This is a genomic window from Candidatus Hinthialibacter antarcticus (assembly GCA_030765645.1).
GTDB lineage: Bacteria > Hinthialibacterota > Hinthialibacteria > Hinthialibacterales > Hinthialibacteraceae > Hinthialibacter > Hinthialibacter antarcticus.
The window spans coordinates 41,573-60,815 of record JAVCCE010000056.1 but is presented as its reverse complement, the minus strand read 5'-3'; the positions used below and the strand labels follow the sequence as shown (position 1 = coordinate 60,815).

General features: G+C 52.6%; 15 protein-coding genes. 5 read left to right on the top strand and 10 right to left on the bottom strand.

Annotation, left to right across the window (positions count from 1 at the left end; genetic code table 11):
- The first annotated feature begins 161 nt into the window (after nucleotides 1–161).
- Both P9L94_12900 and P9L94_12895 read left to right on the top strand, forming a co-directional pair.
- Nucleotides 162–1,493 (top strand): enolase C-terminal domain-like protein, encoded by a 1,332-nt coding sequence (locus P9L94_12900; GenBank protein ID MDP8244977.1) that lies wholly within the window; start codon nucleotides 162–164, stop codon nucleotides 1,491–1,493.
- Between the two features lie 352 nt (nucleotides 1,494–1,845).
- The gene (locus tag P9L94_12895; protein MDP8244976.1) at nucleotides 1,846–2,067 is read left to right on the top strand and encodes a DUF4926 domain-containing protein; all 222 of its coding nucleotides are present in this window, start codon (nucleotides 1,846–1,848) and stop codon (nucleotides 2,065–2,067) included.
- 253 nt (nucleotides 2,068–2,320) lie between these two features.
- Here P9L94_12895 and P9L94_12890 read toward each other — a convergent pair whose 3' ends face one another.
- Nucleotides 2,321–4,771: a DNA translocase FtsK gene (locus P9L94_12890; GenBank protein ID MDP8244975.1), complete on the bottom strand. Its 2,451-nt coding sequence runs from the start codon at nucleotides 4,769–4,771 to the stop codon at nucleotides 2,321–2,323.
- Nucleotides 4,772–5,114: 343 nt separating this feature from the next.
- Between P9L94_12890 and P9L94_12885 the strand changes: the two genes are divergently transcribed.
- Nucleotides 5,115–5,318 carry a type II secretion system protein gene (locus tag P9L94_12885; GenBank protein MDP8244974.1) on the top strand — a complete coding sequence of 68 codons (204 nt, stop codon included), beginning with the start codon at nucleotides 5,115–5,117 and terminating at the stop codon, nucleotides 5,316–5,318.
- Nucleotides 5,319–5,609: 291 nt separating this feature from the next.
- On the opposite strand, the gene P9L94_12880 is transcribed toward P9L94_12885, so the two are convergent.
- The 8 genes from P9L94_12880 to P9L94_12845 all read right to left on the bottom strand — a co-directional run bounded on the left by P9L94_12880 (nucleotide 5,610) and on the right by P9L94_12845 (nucleotide 15,948).
- On the bottom strand, nucleotides 5,610–5,933 hold the full coding sequence (locus P9L94_12880) for an XRE family transcriptional regulator (GenBank protein MDP8244973.1): 324 nt from the start codon (nucleotides 5,931–5,933) through the stop codon (nucleotides 5,610–5,612).
- Nucleotides 5,934–5,946: 13 nt separating this feature from the next.
- Complete coding sequence (locus P9L94_12875; GenBank protein MDP8244972.1) at nucleotides 5,947–7,569, bottom strand: tetratricopeptide repeat protein; 1,623 nt, start codon at nucleotides 7,567–7,569, stop codon at nucleotides 5,947–5,949.
- A complete protein-coding gene (locus tag P9L94_12870) occupies nucleotides 7,556–9,142 on the bottom strand; it encodes a glycosyltransferase family 39 protein (GenBank protein MDP8244971.1) in 1,587 nt (528 codons plus the stop codon). The genes P9L94_12875 and P9L94_12870 overlap by 14 nt, the downstream gene beginning before the upstream one ends.
- The gene (locus P9L94_12865) at nucleotides 9,139–9,990 is read right to left on the bottom strand and encodes an ABC transporter permease (protein MDP8244970.1); all 852 of its coding nucleotides are present in this window, start codon (nucleotides 9,988–9,990) and stop codon (nucleotides 9,139–9,141) included. Before P9L94_12865 ends, P9L94_12870 begins: the two co-directional genes overlap by 4 nt.
- On the bottom strand, nucleotides 9,990–10,916 hold the full coding sequence (locus P9L94_12860) for an ABC transporter permease (GenBank protein ID MDP8244969.1): 927 nt from the start codon (nucleotides 10,914–10,916) through the stop codon (nucleotides 9,990–9,992). The genes P9L94_12865 and P9L94_12860 overlap by 1 nt, the downstream gene beginning before the upstream one ends.
- Nucleotides 10,917–11,076: 160 nt before the next feature.
- Nucleotides 11,077–12,642, bottom strand: a complete 1,566-nt coding sequence (locus tag P9L94_12855; protein MDP8244968.1) for a hypothetical protein — start codon at nucleotides 12,640–12,642, stop codon at nucleotides 11,077–11,079.
- 191 nt (nucleotides 12,643–12,833) lie between these two features.
- Complete coding sequence (locus tag P9L94_12850) at nucleotides 12,834–14,210, bottom strand: CehA/McbA family metallohydrolase (protein ID MDP8244967.1); 1,377 nt, start codon at nucleotides 14,208–14,210, stop codon at nucleotides 12,834–12,836.
- 352 nt (nucleotides 14,211–14,562) lie between these two features.
- The gene (locus P9L94_12845) at nucleotides 14,563–15,948 is read right to left on the bottom strand and encodes a hypothetical protein (protein ID MDP8244966.1); all 1,386 of its coding nucleotides are present in this window, start codon (nucleotides 15,946–15,948) and stop codon (nucleotides 14,563–14,565) included.
- Between the two features lie 264 nt (nucleotides 15,949–16,212).
- Here P9L94_12845 and P9L94_12840 point away from each other — a divergent pair, with 264 nt between their 5' ends.
- On the top strand, nucleotides 16,213–16,779 hold the full coding sequence (locus tag P9L94_12840; protein ID MDP8244965.1) for a sigma-70 family RNA polymerase sigma factor: 567 nt from the start codon (nucleotides 16,213–16,215) through the stop codon (nucleotides 16,777–16,779).
- Entirely contained in the window at nucleotides 16,769–17,794 is a 1,026-nt protein-coding gene (locus P9L94_12835) for a FecR domain-containing protein (GenBank protein ID MDP8244964.1), read from the top strand. The genes P9L94_12840 and P9L94_12835 overlap by 11 nt, the downstream gene beginning before the upstream one ends.
- 260 nt (nucleotides 17,795–18,054) lie before the next feature.
- Here the strand turns inward: P9L94_12835 and pdxA are convergent, their stop codons facing one another.
- The gene (gene pdxA, locus P9L94_12830; protein MDP8244963.1) at nucleotides 18,055–19,071 is read right to left on the bottom strand and encodes a 4-hydroxythreonine-4-phosphate dehydrogenase PdxA; all 1,017 of its coding nucleotides are present in this window, start codon (nucleotides 19,069–19,071) and stop codon (nucleotides 18,055–18,057) included.
- Nucleotides 19,072–19,243 lie beyond the last annotated feature (172 nt).

Below are 19,243 nucleotides of genomic sequence, written 5' to 3'. Positions count from 1 at the left end.
TTGCGAACGGAAAAGCCAAAATGACCGCTCTCATTGCTGCAATGCGAAAACTTCTATGTATCCTCAATGTCATCGCCAAACCACTTTCACCAGAAAAAACAACTTGACAACCAAGACAGTCGCTACCTCTAATACCAAAACTGAATGCAGGAGAACCAATCATGAAACGTCGAAATTTGTTGGCCATGTTATCAAGCCTGGGAGTCGGCGCAACCACGCAAAGCGCGCTGGCCGTCCAAACGCCGCAAAACTTCGGCGTGGGCGAACCCGTCAAAATCACCAAAGTCAAAGCGCTCATGACCGCGCCCGAACGCATCCGCCTGGTGGTGGTCAAAGTCGAAACCAACCAGCCCGGCCTCTACGGCTGGGGATGCGCCACCTTCACCCAACGCGCCAAACTGGCGGCCTACGCCGTCGATGAATTTCTCGACCCGTTCCTGCGCGGCAAAGACCCCGACGCCATCGAAGATATCTGGCAGTCGTCTTATGTCAGCAGTTATTGGCGCAACGGCCCAGTGCTCAACAACGCCATGAGCGGCGTCGATATGGCGCTGTGGGACATCAAAGGTAAGCGCGCCGGGATGCCAGTCTATCAACTGCTGGGCGGAAAATGCCGCTTCGCCGCCGACCTCTACGCGCATGCGTCAGGCCGCGATCCGAAAGAGGTCGAAGACAATATCCGCAAGTGGAAAGAGCGCGGCTACCGTCATGTGCGCGCCCAAATGGCGACGCCGGGTTACGACGGCGGCTACGGCGCGGGCGGCGGCAAGGCCGATAAACCCAAACACCTGCCCGAAGGCACCCGTGTGTTTGAGCCTGCGGTCTATATGCGGTCAACCCTAGGGCTGTTCGACCATTTGCGTGAGCAATTCGGTTTTGACGTTGAACTGCTGCATGATATCCACGAGCGCGTTTCGCCCGCGCAGGCGCTGCTCATGGCGAAGGAGTTGGAAAAGCACCAGCTGTTTTTCCTCGAAGATCCGCTGCCGCCTGAGGAAGTCGATTTCTTCCGCCATATTCGCGAGCAGAGCGCGACGCCGATCGCGATGGGCGAACTGTTTAATAATCCAAACGAATGGCTGGGGCTGATTCAAGACCGGCTGATTGATTATATCCGGGTGCATTTGTCGCAGATCGGCGGGCTGACGCCCGGGCGTAAACTCGCTGCGTTGTGCGAGGCGTTCGGCGTGAAGACCGCATGGCATGGCCCCGGCGACAACTCGCCCTTCGGCCACGCCGCCAACGTGGCGCTCGACCTGTCGAGTTATAACTTCGGCATCCAAGAGCAGCACATCTTCAACGACGCCGCTCAGGAAGTCTTCCCTGGATGTATGAAGATTGAAAACGGCTATTGCTTCGCCAATGAGGCGCCTGGCTGGGGCATCGACGTAGATGAAGCGAAAGCGAAGAAGTTCCCCATTAAAGAAGACCCGCCGTTTGATTTGCAATGGGGCATGACCCGCCGCCGCGACGGCAGCGTGATCAGGCCGTAGCAGTATCGGTACGATGATTTTACCTTTTGTTGAGAACGCATTTATTGACTCTAAAAAGTTGATCTACTACTTGTTGTCTAACGATCATCCCGATGGAAGGTTCAAAGCGAAGTTCTTTAATCAATTGGGTTTTTCGATACAGAATAGCCATGAGTTTCAAGAGGCGATTCTCATTCATGCGAATCGAAATTCTATAGTTTGTACACAAGAGACTCAATTTGGTGTAAAATATATAGTAGAAGGCGTATTGCCAAATCCAAAAAACCGGGATTCAAGAATTCGGTCTGTTTGGATTATACTAAATAATGAAAGTCATCCGAAATTTGTGACCGCGTATCCGGCAGGGTAGAAAATGTTTAAAGAGTTTGACCGTATTGTTCTAACAAAAGATTTGCCTGAAAGCAATCTCGTCAAAGGCGATATCGGAACAATTGTGCAAGTTTATGAAAACGGGCGCGGTTATGAAGTCGAGTTTATGACGTTGAATGGCGGCACGGTTTCCGTTGAGACGCTGACCGCCGACCAGGTTCGACAAATTCATCCCAAAGAAATCGCCAACGCCCGCGCTGTTTGATTCGGTTGATTGCTTCAAGGGCTGTCCGCTTCGCGGCCTTGCCCTTGCCACCCCACCTATTCAACAGAGTTAATGACGCTGATGTTTGGTTTATTTGAAAATCCAAAGTAGGGTGGGATGAATGCAATGAATCCCACCATTGATTTTTGTATGGTTTCTATTGGTGGGTTTCGCTTCGCTCAACACCACCCTACTTGAAACGCTTCATTCATCCGAGGTAGGGTGGGCTCGCGAAGCAGCCCACCGTTTGAGTTTACATCCCGTTCAGTAAAATTTGGCGGGGTTTGCTGCCGCGCGGAGGGCCGACGATGCCGCGCTCTTCCATCAGGTCGAGCAGGCGGGCGGCGCGTCCATAGCCGATCTTAAGACGTCGCTGCAACAGCGAGGTCGAAGCCGCGTCGTTTTCCATGATGACTTGTAGGGCGTCTTCGTAGAGTTCGTCTTCCACATCGCTGCCGCTGCCGCCGCCGGAACTTGTTTCCTCAGCGGGGATAAATTCTTCCTGAACGTAATCGACTTCCTGTTGCGAGCGCACGAAATCGCACACCTCTTCGACTTCCTCGGTCGAGACGAATGAACATTGCAGGCGGATGGGCTTGCCTGCGCCGCCGGGGGTGAACAGCATGTCGCCGCGCCCCATCAGCGATTCGGCGCCCTTCATGTCGAGAATGGTGCGCGAGTCGGTGTTGGATGAAACCTGAAACGCCATGCGGGCGGGGAAGTTGTTTTTAATTACGCCGGTCAACACGTCAACCGAGGGGCGTTGCGTCGCCAGCACCAGGTGGATGCCGACCGCGCGCGCCATCGCCGCCAAGCGCGCAATCGCGCCTTCGACTTCCTGGCGCACCACCATCATCAAGTCGGCGAGTTCGTCGATGATGATGACGATGAAGGGCAAGAACCCCGGCAGCAATTGCGATTGTTCGGTTTCGCCCAGGTCGCCCTTTTGCTGCGACATGCGCTTTTTGTTGTATTCTTTGATATTGCGTACGCCCGCTTTTTTGAGATAGCGGTAGCGCTGCTCCATCTCTTCGACCGCCCAGCGCAATGCCGCGCCCGCTTTCTTAGGGTCGGTCACCACAGGCGATAATAAATGGGGGATGTCTTTATACAACGCCAGTTCGACTTGTTTGGGGTCAATCAGCAGCAGTTTGACTTCGTGCGGCGCCGCGTTGTAGAGAATCGAGGTGATGATGGTGTTGATGCACACCGACTTACCTGATCCGGTCGCGCCCGCGACCAATTGGTGAGGCGCTTTCATCAGGTCAAAAATGAACGGTTCGCCGCTGATGGTTTTGCCCAGCGCGACTTTGAGTTTCGACTCGGTTTTGTGATATCCGTCGCTGGCGATTACGTCGCGCAGCAGCACGTCAGAGCGGTGTTGATTGGGGACCTCGACGCCGACGGTGCCCTTGCCGGGGATGGGCGCCACGATTCGCACCATCTCCGCTTTGAGTGCGCGGGTGATGTCGTTGGCCAGGTTTTCGATGCGGCTGATTTTGATGCCCGGCGCAGGTTCTATTTCATAACAGGTGATGGTCGGCCCGTAGTTGACCTCAACCACCTTGGCGCTGATGTTAAAGTCCGACAGGGTTTGCTCGAGCATCTGCGAGTTATAGATGATTTCTTCGCGAGCGACTTCGGGGCGGGTTTGTTCGGATTTTTCTAATAATTGAATCGAGGGCAGTTGGTATTCATCATTCGTCGGCGTTTCGATCAAGTTGACGCCCATGTCGATTTCTTCGGTGGTTTCTTCTTCGCTGGTGACAATGCGCAACTCGCCGTTTTCCTGTAAGGGCGCCAGCGCAGGCGAAGCGGTTTCGACTGGCTTTGTTTCGGATTGATGTTCCGTCAATAATGAAGGCAGGCCGCCGTCATCGTCGTCATTATATTCATCATCGTGGAAACTCACGGTGGGGTAAGCGTCTGGTGCAGCGCCTTCGCGGAACGGTTGCAGGGTAATGCGCCCGCCCGATTCGGTGATGGTTTCATTCGCAATGAAGTCTTCTTCATTCTCGTCATCAACGGCTTCGTGTTCAGGGAACAAAAACTCGGCGGCCGTCTGGAAAAACCGGGTGAACAAGAACGGCGTACAGACTAATAGAGACACAGCAAGCAGTGACCCATTGAGGATAATCGCGCCCATCGGCCCCAACTCAGACAAGCGGCGATTGAGGGTGTAACCGATGGCGCCGCAGATGCGCCACAGCTGTTCATCGGAAACATGCGGTTGCAGCGCATGGGTGAGCATCCCCAAAAAACTCGATGAGATAATCAGTAAGACGGCGAAGCCCGCGATGCGTAATTTTCGGATGGGCGAGTCGACCCCGTTGCGGATGCGGTCGATTCCCCACATTAACAATAGGGCGGGCACCGCGAAGCCGGACGAGCCGAACACAAAGGTAATCGCCCAGGCCAGCCAGGCGCCGGGTTTGCCGATCCAATTATGAATTCGTTGTGCGCCGTCCATGGCGAGCGACCCTGCCGCGAGGTCGGCGGGGTTGTATGAGATCAAGGCCAGTATGGAGGCCAACGATAATGCGAACAGCATGATAGACAGAATCTCACGGCGGCGTTCGCCGTCGAGTTCTTGCCACGCTTCCATTACTGCATCTTGCGCTTGTGTGTGCATAGAGTTCATTGATTCGCTGAAGTGCTGCATCCAACGATCACGTTTTTTTGATTTGGATATTCGCTTGCCCACAGACAACTATCCCTACCCAAAGTGATCGACGGTTTAAAATAAAGGTTAAGCAAATTCTAAACCGCCGCCGCCTAACTCGATGCGGGATCGTATGGTACGACAGATTGGTGTGAATGGAAATAGGGAATGGATTGCCGGGTTATCCACAGTGGATAAGTTTTAGCTGGTGTAATAGGATAGCCAACAAGACAAGTCATTTCAGATTTTTCAGTCATTGTGAACAAACTGTGGATGGAAATGGTATACAATCTTCTTAGTTGTTATTTTAAAAGATTTTTTTTACAGAATTTTATTATTATTATTTTTTCATTGATCGTGAAACACACTCAATTGAGGTTTCAAAATGAGAAATAATCGCAAATTGGCGTTCACATTGATCGAACTTTTGGTTGTCGTTGCGATCATTGGGGTTCTTGTCGTCATTGCGGTTCCAAACTTTCTTCATGCGCAAATGAAGGCGAAAATCGCCCATACGCAAGCCAATTTCTATACCTTCTCAAACGCATTTCAGGCGTTTCAAATGGATAATGGTTCATCCGGTAAGTGAGTACCTACATTGATGAATGCAATGATTTTGATTACGAAAACGTATCCCGGCGGATCAATAATTGACAAACCAATTCAGGCATGGGTGCAACTCTGGGAGCGCCTGTGCAAACGGGCCTGAAAGCCCGCACTGAAGCGAGCAGAGTTGTACCCAGGCCGCGTGCAGCGAAATTTCAATTCAGTTTATAAAAAAGTACCCAGTTTTCGGAAGAACCTGGATAATTCATTTGAGCGACAACAAGATGCTGGAAATGAGTTTATCCAATCTGATTATGGGAAACTGTATCAAAATTCAGGCGTGTACTTTTGATTTTTGTTCAAAACGTCTTTCTGTAACCGTTATAGCAAAGTCTACCTTTTGGTCTAGTTTATTGAGAATTGTTATCAGCCTGTCAATGGTCATTCCTTTGAGTTCTGGTTTGCGCAGTTTTACAAATACGCTATGGTCAACGCCGGTTAATTTCTCAGCCTGACGAGTCGAAATATTTTTGGTTTTTAGTACCTTAACAATTTCTGAAGCAAGAAGTATTTTTGTTTGTCGCACGTCAGCATCTGGCAGATTAAAATCCGCATAGATATTACCGCTACCGCGTACGATTTCAATATTTTTATTCATGAAAGCGCCACTTTTAATTCATCCGCTGCTTATTAATCTCTAGATTTTGCCTTGCTTCGGGATGGTTTGGGGCAAGTTCCAACACGCGCTCAAAGAACTGGCTGGAGCGCTGCAAGTCGCCCTGTTTGGCGTAGAGTACGCCCAGGTTGAGTAGCAATGCGGGGTTGTTGGGTGTGTATTTGTATGCGTCTTTGTACGCGCCAAAGGCATCAGCAAACTCGCCTTGCTCTTCATGAAACACGCCCAGGTTGTAATAGCCCATACCGGTTTCATTGGCGGCGTTCCAGGATAAAAACGGATTAAAAGCAAGTACGAAACAAAGCGCGATCCATATCGTCCAGCGCATACGTTCATTCGCCAGCGCACTGCGTTTGGAGCCTAGGTATGTTGTGACGGCAATCACCGCTTGAATCGCGAAAAACGGCGCCATCGCAGCCAGAAAACGGTCGGAGGCGTAGTAGGTCAGGCTCAACAAGAGGTATCCGCAGAACAATGCCAGCAGAAACCATCCCTTGTCGCCCATGCGCGGCAGCAACGGCAACGCGATTAAGCCAAGTGCAAGAATGAATGCCGTTGGCCAGGATAATAGCCCGAGCCAGCCGATAAACGCGCTTTCGAAGTGCGTCGAAACATTCACCGCAGGCGGGGCGTAGTACAAACACCACAGCAATTTCTTCGCTTCCAGTATGGTGAACGTAACGGGGTTGCCCGCCGCCCAGGCGATGGTTTTTTTGACCCAGAAATTGGACGCCTGCGAAGGCGACAGCGCTTCGCCCGCCAGTTGCGAGGCGAGTTCGATACTTTGGGTGTGTTGATCTTCGATGTCGTTTGACAAGCCTTCGATTGGCGCCAGGCCGCCCTGCGCCTGCGGGTTGCTGCCCATGTAGAGGGTTACGCCCGCGTTCGCCGTAAAGGGGACCCAGTCGCCGCCGACGAGACCGTTGCGCAAAAACGAAGGCGTGATCGCGATGAGGGTTGCAACCAAAAAAATCAACGGCGTCATCAAAAGTGATTTCTGTTTTCGTCCCTGCCAGATGAAAAATGCGACCAGAAACGGGAACAGGAAAATCTGGTTGGGGCGGCATAACAGCGTGAGCCCGAATAGCAATCCCGCGAATGCCAGCATGTGCGCGGCGCGGGTATGGAGCCATCGCACTGCGCATAACGCGAAGCATAAAAGCAGGGTGGTTCCAAGTGTCGCCGCCAGTAGTTTGCTTTCTAAAAATAAAACCAAATGGCTGAATGAAAACAGCAGTGCGACGGCGGTCGCGGCGGGGCGCGAGGAGAATGATCGCGCCAGAATAAACGTCAGCAGCGTATTGACGACGCCCAGCCCGGCTTGCAGCCAAAGCATGTTGGCGATGCTGTGGATGCCGAATTGGTGCAACGCCGAAAGCGCGTACGGATAGAGCGGCGCTTGATAAAAGGGGCCGTCGTTGGGCAGTAGCCAGCCCTCGCGATAAATGCGCAGGCTGAGTTCCCAGTAGGAACGCGCATCGTTAGACGGATGCAGCGCATTGGGCAACGCGCCAAGAAACGCGCGCATATAGACCAAGCGCAACAGCCCCGCGACAGCGGCGATAAACGCGCCGTGCTTGGCGTCTTCCATGAGTGTTTTTTTGTTATCGTTGTTCATAGCGAAAGATAAACATGTCTGTGACGGGCATACGAATTCCCATGCGCGGCGCCCGGATTGGATTCGGCGAACCAAACAACTCAGCGTCGGATTGTAACGCCTCCTCGAGAAATTTGCTAACGGGGGAGCGAAATGAAACCACAACCCACATAGAAGAATCTTCTTGCAATAGGTTTTTCGCCGTTTGAATCGTGGTTATCGCTTCCTGCTCAAGATTTAAATTCTCGCGATACCAATTTTCATTGTAATGCGCCAATTGATCGTTCATGTCGGGTGGGAATGATGTGAAATTAAAGCCTTTTGGTGAAAGATAATATTCAATGACCGGACGCGAAACATCAGTGCATATCACAATGTCGCCCGGTTTGCCTTGGCGTTCAATGTAATCAGTAATCGTTTTTTCAGACAGATATTTCTGACCAAACGATGTCGGGATGCCGCGCTCTGAACCTACGCCAAAACCGACTGCGACAAGAATTGGAGCGACTAGGCCGATTAAAATAAGAGTTTTCCAGAGAAGTTTCAAATTCGGAAATCGCGTGAATCCAGGTGCAACGGCAATCGCGAGAAACGGCAATGCAATAAAGTCTGTTCTTGTAATGATATAAATTGGATCCGACAAAACTGATTGCAGCCAGGGGCCAAGCAGGAGGAAGATTGAAAATAGTCGTAGCCAACGCACCCGTTTCTTTTGTTCGTCGGGAAAAAAATCGGGCCATCTGTAATTGATGATTGGCCAAAAAGCGAGCATGGGTAAAAACAATAAAAGAGTCCAAGGGTGAGTCATGTGGTTTAATGTGGCGCCAATCGAAAGGCATAAGATCGAAATCAGCGGCGCGAAAACCGTCCATACGTCTTTGATCCAGGCGGTGGTCATTTCAGTGTTCGCCAGTTGTTGTTGCATCACTGGCAGCCAGGGCAGAAAGAACAACACGGGGATGACGTGCGCAATGAATAACGCGCCGATGCGCTTCCAATCGCGCGTGAAGTATAACGAAGACAGCCCGCCCGCCATTGCGACGTACCAGGCTATGTTGTGATTATAAACCGACAGCGTTAGCGCAAGCGCGATTTGCAATAAGTCGGTGAACTTTTGTGTGTGAAGATAAGCCAGCAGGCGGTCGGCGTACCAAATCGCCAGAGCAATCAGCAGGGTGTAATTGCGCGCTTGGCTGAGATAAAAAAGCGATAACGGATGCACGACCCAAATCAACGCCGCATAGAACGCGGTTCGCGGCGACAGCCAGCGCTTGGCGAAATGGTAGAGCAAGACGGTTGAAAGCAATCCAAACAACAGCGACAGCGAACGCAGCGCCAGTTCGGACTCGCCGAAGACCGCCCGCCAGATATGCAGCAAGTCGTAATACAGCGGCGGCCCGGCGTCATAAATTAAAGCCTGATGAATTTCAGAAAACGAACGCCGCGCCAAGAGCGCCGAGTAGCCTTCATCCACCCAAAGGGGTTTGAAGTTAATAAAATGGTCGATGAGAAACAGTAGGGCTTGTAGACAGAGCAACGCAGGGAGAAGCAACGCCGAGTTCCGCTGAGCAACAGAACCGTCAGCGCTGTTCATCGGGCGCCCTCGAGTTCGTCCTTTAGGTGCGGGTCAAGAAAATCGCGCAAGCCGTCGCCCAACAGGTTCAGCCCCAACACCGCCGCCATAATGGCGACGCCGGGGAAGAAGGCGATCCACCAGCCTTGAGCGAAGAAGATGCGTCCGTAGTGTACCGCAATCATTTGCCCCCAACTGGGATTGGGCGCTTCAACGCCTAGGCCAAGAAAACTCAGCGCGGCTTCTGCGATGATGGCTTCGGCAAAGCCCAGCGTTACAACGACAAAAATGGGCGTAATGATATTGGGGATCAGATGGCGGAAAATGATGCGCGGCGTCGAAAACCCAAACGCGCGCGCCGCTTCAATGTACGCGTTCTCTTTCACCGACATGACCTGCCCGCGCACGATGCGCGCAACCAGCACCCAACTCACCAAACCGACGGCGATGAAGACCCGCACGATCGGCGAAAACATGTCCGCCATGGCGATGTTCATCGCCATCACGAGAAGCAAGTAGGGAAACGACCAGAATACGTTAACGAGCCACATCACCACGCCGTCTGTCCACCCGCGAAAATACCCCGCCAGACAACCCAGCGGGACGCCGATGATGAGCGCGATGCTTTGTGAAATCACGCCGACGAAGAGTGAAATGCGTCCGCCTTCCATGACGCGCACTAACACGTCGCGGCCAAAGTTGTCGGTACCCATCCAATGGCTGAAGGATGGAGCGCTCAGCGCGTTCGAGAGAGTTTGTTCTTGAATAGTATACGGGCTGATGAGTGGGCCGAGAAACGAAACCAACACCAGCGTAAGGGTAATGATTGATCCCGCGAGCACCATTTTTTGGCGAAAGAGCGTCTTCATTATAACTTCACCCGTGGATCAAGAATGCGGTATCCAATATCAACCAGCAGGTTGATGATGACAAAAATCAGCGCCGCAAACAACACCGTCCCCTGAATCATGGGCAAGTCGCGCTGTTGGATCGCTTGAATGGCCAACTGACCAATGCCCGGCCATTGGAAAATAATTTCGACAAAAAAACTACCGACCAACAAACTTGCCATTGAGCCGGTGATAGCCGTGAAGACCGGGTTAAACGCATTACGAAAGGCGTGTTTGAAGACTACGGCCCATTCGCCTTGTCCCTTGGCGCGGGCGGTGAGGATGTAATCTTTGCGCAACACTTCAAGCATACTGGATCGCGTTAAACGCGCCATGATGGCGAGCGGGCGCGTACCCAGCGCGATGGCGGGCAAAATCAACGCGGCCCAGCCGTTGCGGTCGATGTACCCCGAAAGCGGAAACCACTTCATCTCATAGCCAAAAACCCACAGCAGGATAATCGCCAGAAAAAATATGGGGATCGACAGCCCCATCAGCGCAAACATCATAGAGCCGAAATCCAACCAGGAGTTTCGTTTTAAAGCGGAGAGTACGCCAGCGGGCAGTCCGACAACGACGGCGAACACCATCGCGGCAAACGCGAGTAACGCGGTCGCAGGAGCGCGATCTAAAATGACCGGAGTGACTTCCCGGTTTGTATAGGTGGAGCGCCCCAGGTCGCCGGTGACGGCTTTCTTCACAAAACGCCAATATTGGACATATAACGGTTGGTCGTAGCCCCATTGTTTACGCAACTGCTCGATGGTGGTCACGTCGGGGCGCATTCCGACCATCATGCGGGCCGGGTCGCCGGGGATGGCGTGGAACATGAGAAAGGTCAACATGCTGACGCCAATGAGCACGGGGATGGTGTGTAACGACCGGTTAATGATATAGGCGAACATGCCTTGGCTGCGTCTCCTGGAGATGAGGTGATAATTCTATAAAACCCTAGCACGGTTTTGATTGAGAGCGTAGAAGCGGACATTCGTTTCCGGGTGAATAAAAAAAAGGCCCGGCGTGAGCCGGGCCTGGGAAAAGGTCATAAAACCATAGTACGTTAAATTAATAGACGCTCCATTGTGATACGTCCGAATCCGCTAATGGGTTTTCCAGCACGGTGAAGAGGCTGGATTTTGCCGGAGCGGGTTCTTGCGATGAAGTGATGGTGAAGTCCGTCGCAATCGCAGAAATCATGATGTACTGGCTGGTCATGGCGACGTCAGGATTACGCGTTTCAATGTCTGTGATCTCTCCGCCATCAGCGCCGAAGCCAATGTCGCTGCCCTGGAAGGCGAGGAACGACGGCGTGACTGGTTCCATGTCGCTATTGAATATACGAGCGATGACTTGCTCTTTTAAGTTATTGGATGTGTCTGACCAAACAACAGTCACATTGCCGTTGGGGTCAACGTCACACGAAACGCGTCCCGCTTCCGCCCAGTTTTCGAAGTCGCTATTTGGGTCTTCGGCCAACTCGTTGACGCGAATTTCGCCGATGGTTTCCATGGTGGTTGCATCAATTTTGGTTAAATACACCCACTTTTTATCGGCGCCGTCTAAGTCCCAACCGCGACCGGCATAGTAAAGGGCGTTGCCGTCGATGTTCGCGCGGACGCGGACCGAATCGCCGCGAGTGTCTTCGTTAATTGTGGTGGTGCGACCGTTAGGGTTATTGTTGAGGTCTAACGCTTCGCCGCCGAATTCTTCAACAGCAACGGTGTCTTGAATCCATTCGCCGCGAAATTCTCCCGCATTGGTATAGAAGCGAAGACGTATCGGGTTGGGTTCGCCAGCCGGGGCGTTACCGAGCCGATTTAAACGAATGGCGAAGCCGCCGTCATACGCGACCAGGCCTTCCCACATTTCGTTTGAATTGCCGTCGCCCGCTAAGTTCATCGGGCCAGCAACGATGGAGCCGTCTTCACCGTTGATAATGCTGCTGTTTGGATACCGTTCGCCAGTGCGGTCTTCGCCGCCAGCGACGAAGTTGCCGTTTGACAGGCCGATGGTTCCGCCTTTACGAATTTTGCCGACGCCTTGACCCGTTTGTCCGCCATAGGCCGGGTCGATGACGTTGGATACTTTAACAGGGCCATTGTCAGTCATCTCTAAAATTTGCACAGCGAAAATATGGTCGGAGTAATCATTGCCGTCCCAACGACCGTCGCTCTGAAATTCGTCGAAATCCATCGGAGTTGCTTCATTGCCGACGATGAATTTGCGGCTGCCCGGGCGTTTATCGCCTGCAACGGAAGGCGGATTGCCGTTGGTGCGGATGATGTCCATATTCTTGGTATATGGCGAGCCGTCATCCGAATAGAAGCCCCAAAACTCATGAATGCTTCCGTCAGGAAACATGACAACGAGCGCGGCGACTTCTGAATCTCCGCCTGCATCTCCGTCTGCGAAGGTGTTGACGCACAGGATGATTGTTCCGTCGCCCGTTTTTGACATGTAGCCTTCCCAGTTGGATTGATTGTCAGCTCCAGTGTTGAACCCAATGGAATCGGGCGTGGCGCGCACAAGTCCAACATCTTCAGCACGGTGAGGCGTCTGGGCTGATACCGAAGAAACAACCAATGAGACGACGCAACAAACAACTACATTACGAAATACTAATTTCATCATAATTCCTCCACTACAACAAAAAAAATAGACAAAGATGAACTAGTCGAAATGAATATTTAACAAAAACGATTAATAAATTGTTTCACTGGAAGTATTTGCGAGATGAGTAGTGATCTTACGATATATAAAAAGTAATTGCTAGTAAAAAATGAAAAATAATTAAAGATCGGTTGTGTATATATCTATGAATTCTATGCGCTTACGATTCCACGGATGAAAATAGGGTTGCTAAAAGCAATGAGTCGATCAAAAGGCCGCGCGAATTGATAAACCTCGAGCCGGAACCACTGCCAGCCCGAATGGGCGGACCCGACCAACTTAAATGTGGTGTCTTTACGGGTTGAGTAGGGTGTTTGACAATAGATTCCCTCGTTGGTGCGGACGGTGAAATATCCTCCTTTTTCTAATTGACTGATGGAGAGGTAGAGCAGATAGGGCGTTCCGATGGGCAGGCGCATCTCATCGCCGATCATGGCGCCGCCGTGCGCCGATTCCGTCCAAAGCGAGAGGGCTGGTTCGACGGTGCTATAAAAACGGCCTTGTTTGAGCGCCGAAAGCAGCGCGGTTTCGCTGGGGCCTTGTGTGAATGCAACCGTTTTTGGAATACGAACTGCGTCTTCGTCGTCGGCGCGTCCTTGCGGCCCTTTGCCCGCCATGCCGTAAATGCGGAAGCCCTGGTTCAATAGGGCGTCCCAGCAGGTCATGGCTTTTTGAATTTCAGCAAAGCGCTTTTCCCATTGTCCCGGCCAGATTTGCAGCAAATCAATCAAGGCGCTTGCTTCTTCATCCTCAAGCCAAGGCGTGTGTTCTCGGGCGAACGGTTCCGCGAGGCAGAACAGCCCGTCTGCGATATGGGTTTCGCGTATCAAACTGGCGAGGGGTTTCTCGCCCTCGGCGTCTTTCCAATCAATGCGTTCGCGTACGCCAAGCAGCAGGGCGTTTCCTTGCGGCGTTTGCAGTGATTGCCCGCGAATGACCGATAAGCCCGGGTCGATTGCGTATTTTTCTAACGGCGGCTGGTTGCGGTCGGCCAGCACGACGAAACCGCAATCCTTATTTTGATAGGCGGACAGCGTTTGATTAACCGACATGGCGCCGTTGGAACGGGTAGTGGTTTCGTATAGTTCGCCGATCATCCATGACGAGGGCGCATCTTCGTCGGGTTCTTCGTCTTCGGGTTGGTAGATCAGCAGTTCAGGCATTTTGTGTACGGCGCTTGTAGAACCCTCTACGAGAACCGAGGCGCGTAGTTCGCTTAATGCGGCGTCATCATGTCGGAGTTCGATGCGCCATTGACCGGACTGGATATCGCCAGTGATGAATCCATCATCGGCGCCTTGTTGATCGAGGACTTTCCATCCTTGAAATGCGGCGTCCCAGCGCCCGCGAAATTCGTTGTTGGGGCCAAATAAAATAATTTCAACCAATGGCGGCGGAGCATCAATGGAGCAATTGATTCGCAACGATTGAATGCCGTGCATGACCGCAAACCACACGCCTGCTGATGGGGGCGGGGCTTCGGATTGGGGCGAAAACGTATGCTTAAACAGGGGAGTCCAGTCGCTCATAGGCTTGGCAGCGATTGTGCGTTGTTTCTATGCGTCCGGCAAGCGATAGAGAAATAAAAAGACGTGAATCGTTTTACCCGGTGGACAAAATGCCTTGTGCGCAATGACGCGGCTGCATGTTCGGCTATCAAAGCAGGCAACTCGAAAGACATTTACGAATCCCCCCTAGCCCCCCTTAATAAGGGGGGCTAGGGGGGATTCTGCATTCTCGCAAGTTAATATGGATGGAAGTTTGATTGTCGTTCATGATGCTTTCTTGCCAAAGCATGATGAATGCCAAACGTCGCCAAATAAAAAAAACGCCCGGACACTCGTCCAGGCGTTTTAAGAGTTGCGTAATAACGAAACGGAATTAGTAGGTCATCCAGTTGTCGATGTCTGCGGGCATGTGGTCTGATGTGACAGTCAAACGAACGACGTTGGTCAGTCCGCCGCCTGTGGCGTAAATCACCAGGAACGAATCGCTGTTCGGGTCCCATTTTACGTCATGGGAGTTAGCGTCATTACTAATGACCGTTGGCGTTTCGACTAATTTGTACAAATCGTCCGGGCGACCAGGAAGAATGGCGCCGTCAGGGCCGAGTAGTGTGAACGCCATGCCTTGAAAGACGCCGTCGCGGGCGTTGTGAGACACGACGATGACGCCGCTGGTTTGATCGACCGCAAAGCGCGGGTGGCGCTGACTGAAGGGATTGTTGCCCGCTGCTTCAAGGTACGGAATTTGATCTTGCGATTCGGTCAAGGCGTAACCTGGCGCACCGCCAATGTTGAAGAAGAACAAGTCGCCGCCTTCAGAGCCGTTCCCGTAATCTAATGCACCGATGAATTCACCCGTGAAGGGGTTTTCAACGGCTGATGGGTGTCCTGCATCGAAGTCTTTGCGTAATTGAGACACGATTTGAATCTCGCCCAATTGCAACAAGCCGTCAGAACCGATTTCAGGCTGGATGACTTCGGCGAAAATACGGTTCGGGACGTCACCCAGGTCTGTGTTGCAAATGAAAAGAAAAACATCATTTTCAGGCAGGTAATATACATCTGGATCGTCTTCATCTTCATCGGAAATGATTTTATCGGATGCGGCTTGGTCTAAACGAGTGTTTCCGCTGGAAAGTAAATTGCCTTCCATGTCATACAACAAGCCGATGACGCCTTCACCGCCGTCTTCGGCAGGAGAATATTCGCTGACATACAGCAAGTTTCCGTTTTTGGTGCTGGCGGCGACGGCGGTATCTTGATAATTTTGCGTTGTTTCAGCGTCCCACGCCCATGCTTTGAACACATGCTCAGATTCGCTGCTGGGGTTGACGATGGCCATCAAGGGAACGCGGGCGCCGCTTGGTGAATAGCTGTCCGCCGCAACTGCAACAAAATACTTATTGTTGACGGGGTTGTAGGTTACCGTCAGTTTTTGCAAACTACCGCGCGGATTGCCGACGATGATGAAGGGTTCGCCAATTTGCGCAAGCGTGATTGGATTGTAATAAAACCCAAACACGGCTTCGGCGGCGTCTTCGCCCGTGATGGGGTCAACGTCGATGGCGATGGTATCAATGGTGACAAACAGAACTTCATTAATCCCTTCGGTGGTGTTGACCGCCAGACCGGCTTCCTTGGTCTGCGTATCAGGGAACAGGGTGATGGGGTCGCTGATGGTAAACGTGGGTTCTATTTGCGCGATGGCAAACACTGGCGCGAGGGCGACGAGTAATGCAACGACGAAAAAACGCTTTTTCATTGTACTTCCTCCAAGATAAATTTATGAGCATCACATAAAAGAGATCGGAAATGAGATTGTGATTACAATGATGTTTGATTTGTATTAAGTTACAAATGAATTGATTCACATGATGCGGGTGTGTGATTGTGCTGCCAGTATACCACAATCCTTCACAAGAGGTATACTTTTTAGCAGAATGTTGAATTGGGGGAAAAAAGTAACCAACTTCTGACACTTTGGCCTTTTTGTGCTATCTCTTTTAGAAAACGGACGGTTTCGTTGATGCCTGAAAAAACTGAGGCAACATTGATTGAACAGGTGCTCAAAGGCAAGCGGGAGTGTTTTCGCCCACTGGTAGAAAGCTATCAGAAAAAAGTGTTTCTTCTCGCGAACGGAATGCTCGGGCATGGGCCGGAAGCCCAAGATATCGCACAAGAGGCGTTCTTGCTGGCGTTTCAGAAACTCAGAGAGATAGAAGACCCCAACAAATTCGGCCCCTGGCTGTTTGGCATCACCCGCAATCTTTGCTACAACTCGATCCGGTCGCGCAAGATTCAATCCGAACCGTTTGACGAATCGCTGCCCCAACATTCCCCAAACGTCGTGGCGCTTAAGCCCAAGACGTCAGACGGCGGCGAACTCGGGCAAGATATACTGAAACGGCTCGAGCGACTCCCTGAAAAATACCGGACGCCGCTCAGGCTGAAATACATGGAAGATTATTCTTATCTGGAGATCGCCGAATTGCTGGATTGGCCAGTGGACTTAGTGCGGTCTCGATTGTTTGAAGGTCGTCGTATTTTACGGGAGCGGATGGAACAGGCACGGAGAGAAGAGTATGGCCGTTAAAGGCTGCTGTACCGAATGGGAACAAGAAGTGGTCTTGTACCACGACGGCGAACTGTCGGAAAGCGGATGCTCCCGCGTTGACCGGCATGTGAACAAGTGCGCCGACTGCTCGGCGTTTCTGTCGGAACTGTCCCTAGAAGAATCGATGCTCGCAGGGCGCCTGCGCCGCCAGGCCGCGCCCTTTGCGCCGGATGTTGCGTTTTCCGCCAACGTCATGTACTTGCTCGAACACCGCAGCCCCGAAACCATCTGGACGCGTATGCAGGGCTGGCTCTATGAAATGACGGTGGTGACGTTCGTGCGCAGCCGCCCGCACATGGCCGCCGCGATTTCGCTGCTGGTCTGCTTGGTCGGCGCTCTGTTGACTGCTCAAGTGGGCGATGTGGCGAGTGACCAATATTTCAACATCACCCGCAGCGGTAAGGTGATGCGCACGACCTTATATGACCTGATGTACGTGGTTCGCCCCGAAGGCGAGTTTTTTGAATTACCGGACGGCTCCACATTGTACGCCTCGGCGGGCACGTGGTTTTCGATTGAGTCGTTTCAGGAAGGCGGCGGCGCCGCCAGCGTAGGCAACGACCGCCGGGTTAGCCTGAAATCGGGTGAAATTTTTATTGATGTACGCCCCGCCAAAGAAGCCTTTAGCGTGGTGACGACCAACTCAAAGACAACTGTTTTTGGAACCCAGTTCTACGTCGGCGTCGAAGTGGGCGCCGATAAGCACACGCTGGTTGGCGTGCGTGAAGGCCGGGTTATCGTCGAAAAATTAGGCCGCAGCATGATGGGCAGCACCGTCTTGACCAATGAACAACAAACCAACGTCATCACGCGCAACGGAAAGACCATCTTAAGCGCGCCCGACCCCATCGACACCAGTTTGCTGGCGCGTCTCGACCGCTTCTATGAAGCGCGCAGCGACCGTTCCTTGCAACAAAAAGCCCCCATCGCGCCGAAATTTGAGGGCGGCCTGCCATTGGTCGAAGGGCTTGGCGCCAACACGCCTGATCTGTAAACCATTCTACCATTCACAAATGCCTCATCTGGAGCGCCCCTGTCCACAGGGGCGTTTTTGTTAGCCTGTGTGGTCACATGCTTTCCAGAAAAGCATCACGGTCAAAGCGAGGGGAGGGCGAGTCTCCCGACGAGCCGCGAGAATGAGAAGCGTTATCGGTTTCATGCGGCTCACCAGGAGGTTCGCCCTCCCCAAAACAAAAAGCCCTGGTAGAGCGGGCTGATCGCCGCAGCGGCTTGCGCTCCACACGGAAATTTCTATCACTCCGCCAACCGAATCGCTACGTCTATCGCGTCGAGCAACGAGCGTTCGGAGGCTTTGCCGGTTCCGGCTAGGTCGAAGGCCGTTCCGTGGTCGACCGAAGTACGGATTATCGGTAGGCCGAGCGTTACGTTGACGCCCGTGACAGTTTTCCACTCGCCCTTGTCGGGATCAAACCCGAAATTCGTCGTCTTGAATGGAATATGCCCCTGGTCGTGATACATCGCCACCACGCCGTCGAATTTTCCGCCGATTAGTTGCGGGAAAATCGAGTCGCTGGGGTAGGGGCCAAAGACGTTGGCGCCGTCGCGCTTGCATTGCTCGACCGCCGGGGCGATGGCGTCGATCTCTTCGCGGCCAAACAGGCCTTCTTCGCCCGCATGAGGGTTGTAGGCGCAGACGGCGATGCGCGGCGGTTTGCCGTCGAGCCGCGTCAGCGCCTGGTTGAATAGGCGCACCGTCATGGCAATGCGCTTTGGGGTGAGCATCGACGACACCTCTTTCATGGCGACGTGGCAGGTGACGTGCACCACCCGGAACCCGCCGGCGATTAACATCAAACTGAACTCTTCGGTATCGGTTTGGTCGGCGAGAATTTCGGTATGGCCTGCGAAATGGTGTCCGGCCTGATTCATGGCGACTTTGTGCAGCGGCGCGGTGACGATGGCGTCGACGGCGCCCGCTTTCGCCCAGGTGATCGCTTGCGACAGCCAGCGAAAGGCCGCATCGCCGCAGGAGGCGTCAATCTCTGCGAGAGGCAGGTTCGCGCCTAAGCCGGTTTCGTCATTGAATAAACAGACGCCGTCGTTCGCCTCGGCGGGGCCGGTGACGGTTTGATATGCGAAAGAAACGCCGGTGAATTCAAACGCCCGTTGCAAGGCGCGTTCTGAGCCGACGATCACCGGGCGGCAACGCTGCAAAACATCGTCCTGATGAAAGGCTTTGGCGATGATCTCCGGCCCGACGCCGGACGGATCGCCCATAGTGACGGCGAGTTTGGGTTTCGATTTTGACATGACGGCTCCCAAGGTGATTTTTGATCTTTGGACGCTTCGAGGCGTATTGCCTCAGCCAAATTCAATTGTTTGATACAACAATAAAACCTTATCTCAAACACGGTTTGTTGGTATTCTAACTTGGTTCAACTGATAGACGTATATGTTTCGCTCGCTGATAACTGAAACGATC

Bases quoted from the DNA above. Each gene is read 5' to 3' on its own strand.
- P9L94_12900 (MDP8244977.1), top strand. From the start codon at position 162: ATGAAACGTCGAAATTTGTTGGCCATGTTATCAAGCCTGGGAGTCGGC.
- P9L94_12895 (MDP8244976.1), top strand. From the start codon at position 1,846: ATGTTTAAAGAGTTTGACCGTATTGTTCTAACAAAAGATTTGCCTGAA.
- P9L94_12885 (MDP8244974.1), top strand. From the start codon at position 5,115: ATGAGAAATAATCGCAAATTGGCGTTCACATTGATCGAACTTTTGGTT.
- P9L94_12880 (MDP8244973.1), bottom strand. From the start codon at position 5,933: ATGAATAAAAATATTGAAATCGTACGCGGTAGCGGTAATATCTATGCG.
- P9L94_12875 (MDP8244972.1), bottom strand. From the start codon at position 7,569: ATGAACAACGATAACAAAAAAACACTCATGGAAGACGCCAAGCACGGC.
- P9L94_12870 (MDP8244971.1), bottom strand. From the start codon at position 9,142: ATGAACAGCGCTGACGGTTCTGTTGCTCAGCGGAACTCGGCGTTGCTT.
- P9L94_12865 (MDP8244970.1), bottom strand. From the start codon at position 9,990: ATGAAGACGCTCTTTCGCCAAAAAATGGTGCTCGCGGGATCAATCATT.
- P9L94_12860 (MDP8244969.1), bottom strand. From the start codon at position 10,916: ATGTTCGCCTATATCATTAACCGGTCGTTACACACCATCCCCGTGCTC.
- P9L94_12855 (MDP8244968.1), bottom strand. From the start codon at position 12,642: ATGATGAAATTAGTATTTCGTAATGTAGTTGTTTGTTGCGTCGTCTCA.
- P9L94_12850 (MDP8244967.1), bottom strand. From the start codon at position 14,210: ATGAGCGACTGGACTCCCCTGTTTAAGCATACGTTTTCGCCCCAATCC.
- P9L94_12845 (MDP8244966.1), bottom strand. From the start codon at position 15,948: ATGAAAAAGCGTTTTTTCGTCGTTGCATTACTCGTCGCCCTCGCGCCA.
- P9L94_12840 (MDP8244965.1), top strand. From the start codon at position 16,213: ATGCCTGAAAAAACTGAGGCAACATTGATTGAACAGGTGCTCAAAGGC.
- P9L94_12835 (MDP8244964.1), top strand. From the start codon at position 16,769: ATGGCCGTTAAAGGCTGCTGTACCGAATGGGAACAAGAAGTGGTCTTG.
- pdxA (MDP8244963.1), bottom strand. From the start codon at position 19,071: ATGTCAAAATCGAAACCCAAACTCGCCGTCACTATGGGCGATCCGTCC.